Origin of the sequence: uncultured Nitrosomonas sp., assembly GCF_902826915.1 — a bacterium.
Taxonomy (GTDB): domain Bacteria; phylum Pseudomonadota; class Gammaproteobacteria; order Burkholderiales; family Nitrosomonadaceae; genus Nitrosomonas.
Genome location: NZ_CADEGP010000128.1, coordinates 1 through 2,276 on the forward strand (window position 1 = coordinate 1; position 2,276 = coordinate 2,276).

4 protein-coding genes are annotated in these 2,276 nt (G+C 45.2%); all 4 read right to left on the reverse strand.

Annotated features, from left to right (window positions below; genetic code table 11):
• A partial coding sequence (locus QZV86_RS13650; RefSeq protein WP_295629266.1) for an IS3 family transposase occupies positions 1–390 on the reverse strand: 390 nt, incomplete at its 3' end.
• Complete coding sequence (locus QZV86_RS13655; RefSeq protein WP_295629269.1) at positions 369–710, reverse strand: hypothetical protein; 342 nt, start codon at positions 708–710, stop codon at positions 369–371. The genes QZV86_RS13655 and QZV86_RS13650, both read right to left, overlap by 22 nt.
• A 162-nt stretch (positions 711–872) precedes the next feature.
• Positions 873–1,190 carry a DUF190 domain-containing protein gene (locus QZV86_RS13660; RefSeq protein ID WP_295629272.1) on the reverse strand — a complete coding sequence of 106 codons (318 nt, stop codon included), beginning with the start codon at positions 1,188–1,190 and terminating at the stop codon, positions 873–875.
• 16 nt (positions 1,191–1,206) lie between these two features.
• Positions 1,207–1,590, reverse strand: coding sequence for a fluoride efflux transporter CrcB (crcB, locus tag QZV86_RS13665; RefSeq protein WP_295629275.1), 384 nt, complete (start codon positions 1,588–1,590; stop codon positions 1,207–1,209).
• Positions 1,591–2,276 lie beyond the last annotated feature (686 nt).

Here is a 2,276-nt window from a genome sequence, read left to right on the forward strand (position 1 = left end):
ATTGATGCTAGCTGCCTTGAAATGACGTTGCACCAGATCCGGTGCGGGCTGGTCACGCTTATTCCGATGAGTCGTGATCACAAAGCCTCGCCTGCGACTCACCCCTTTAATTCCAGCTTCACGCATCAACCTGCCTACGCGCTTATGATTGACCCTGACTCCACGATCGGCTAATTCAACGGTAATGCGGGGGCGGCCATACGTGCAATCGCTTGTACGATATATAGCCATGATCTGCTCGATCAATCGACAGTTGGTAATGGCCCGTCGGCTGGGTGTGCGTTTTGCCCAGTCATAGTAACTGCTGTGCGATACACCGAGTGTCTTACATAGAACACGAGCTGGAAATTGGGCCCGGTTTGCCTTGATTAATTGGCACACCTTCCCCATCGATCTTTGTTGTTTGCAAACCAGGCCGTAGCCTTTGCCAATATGTCACGCTCCATCTCCACACGCTTGAGCTTCTTACGCAATTCCATTAGCTCCTGCCGCTCGTTGGCACTCAAGGAGGTAACACTCGATATTGCAGCGGAAGCAATTGCCTGGCTTGACCTCATGGGTACACCTGCTGCCCGACACCAGGTTTGTATCGAAGTGTAGTGGCAACCCAATTCCTTGGATAATTGCTTGGGGCATTTGCCTAATGCGGCCAATTCCACTATCTGTTGACGAAACTCCGGTGGGTAAACAGGTTTGTAGTTTTGCGTCATATTTCTTCTCCTTTAAGCAGAACATAATGTGTCCGTTCAAAGGGGACAACTCCAGTTGTGGTTTCGTAGCAGAAACGCCCAGCGCGCTGGTAATGCCGGCACCCACTAAGGTGCGATTGAGCCAATCCTTCGCGACGTGAGTGTTGTGAATAGGCTCTGGCATCAAGACTTCCCGGTCATACCGAACTCAATCGGCGTTTTGACGTAGAACACGTTAATGCTTTCATGCTTCAGATGCGCGAACATGCGTTCTGCTTCCAGTTCATCCACGGCCATAGTCACTTCGATAGGCTGGTCAGTCAGTTCAAAGAAATGTGCGGAATGTAGTTTGCGGTCGTGTCCAAAACCTTCGGTTGCAACAATCAGAGTAACGCCGCCAATACCAAGTTTCCGGGCTTCTTGAACCAACCATTCACCTAGCGGCATGTGATCGTGTTTGCGATCTTGCTGGGTGAAGAAAGTCAGTTGATAGCCAATCATAGTCTTCTCCTTAGAATCAAATGGTTCTGAACGCTGAAACTGTCGCTAATCCCAGCATCGTCATCACCAAAGAACCTATTACATGAACACCGATTGCACCGGTGGCCCAAAGTATACGCCCCTCTTGAATCAGCACAGTAACCTCAGCAGAGAAAGTGGAAAACGTGGTTAATCCACCCAGAAAACCGGTAATTACAAGCAAGCGCCACTCGGGTGCAAAGCCAGGATGGTTGGCAAATATAGCGAGCGCCACGCCTATCAGATAACCGCCAATGAGATTCGCCACAAGTGTGCCCAATGGAATGGCCGGAAACAGTGCATTGAGCGACATCCCTAGCAACCATCTCAGCAAGGCTCCAAGCGATGCTCCAATACAAATGGCTAATATGGAATTAAAAATAAGACTATCCTTGTTATTTAGGATTTCAGAAAAATTTGTAAAAGACGTATATACCAAACTCAAGTGTTTCTGTGCATTCTATTCTTGTTTTTTATATACAAATGAGTATATCCATTAATGACTGACTTAACAAATTGTTAGCTACATTTTTGGGTGAATTTGACACAATTTCAAATGAGCAATTATCTATCCATTCTCGTCCGACTCATCAGGGTGGAATGCTTTCCGTTTAAAAACATCAACAAGAGGCAAAACACCAACTCAGTCTAGTCGACTTATCCACAGATGCGTAGTATCCTGCGCCCTATTTTTCTCTGGCCAAATCAAATTTCAACCGTGATGGGGGGCAATTTTTAACCGGTATCAACAGTCAAAACTCTACAGATTGAAATCTATAGACCGTTCGCTTAATCAAATTTTTGTGTGCGGGAGTTTTGGAGGGGGAGTATTGAATTTATCTTATATTTCAGAAACCACATCAGATGTGTGATATAAAATCAAAATTAAGACTAATTATTGAAATTTGCTGCTTAAAAATTAGCCAGCAAAATTATTTAGGCATAGTTTCTGGCATAGAAGATTTATTTAATAAAATAATTCTGTTTATTATCAAAATTTTAACTTATTATGATGGTGCCCAGAAGAGGACTCGAACCTCCACACCCGAAGGCACATGGACCTGAACC

What these genes read in the sequence shown, in the direction of transcription:
- QZV86_RS13660 (WP_295629272.1), bottom strand. Translation starts at nt 1,190, where the DNA reads ATGATTGGCTATCAACTGACTTTCTTCACCCAGCAAGATCGCAAACAC.
- QZV86_RS13655 (WP_295629269.1), bottom strand. Translation starts at nt 710, where the DNA reads ATGACGCAAAACTACAAACCTGTTTACCCACCGGAGTTTCGTCAACAG.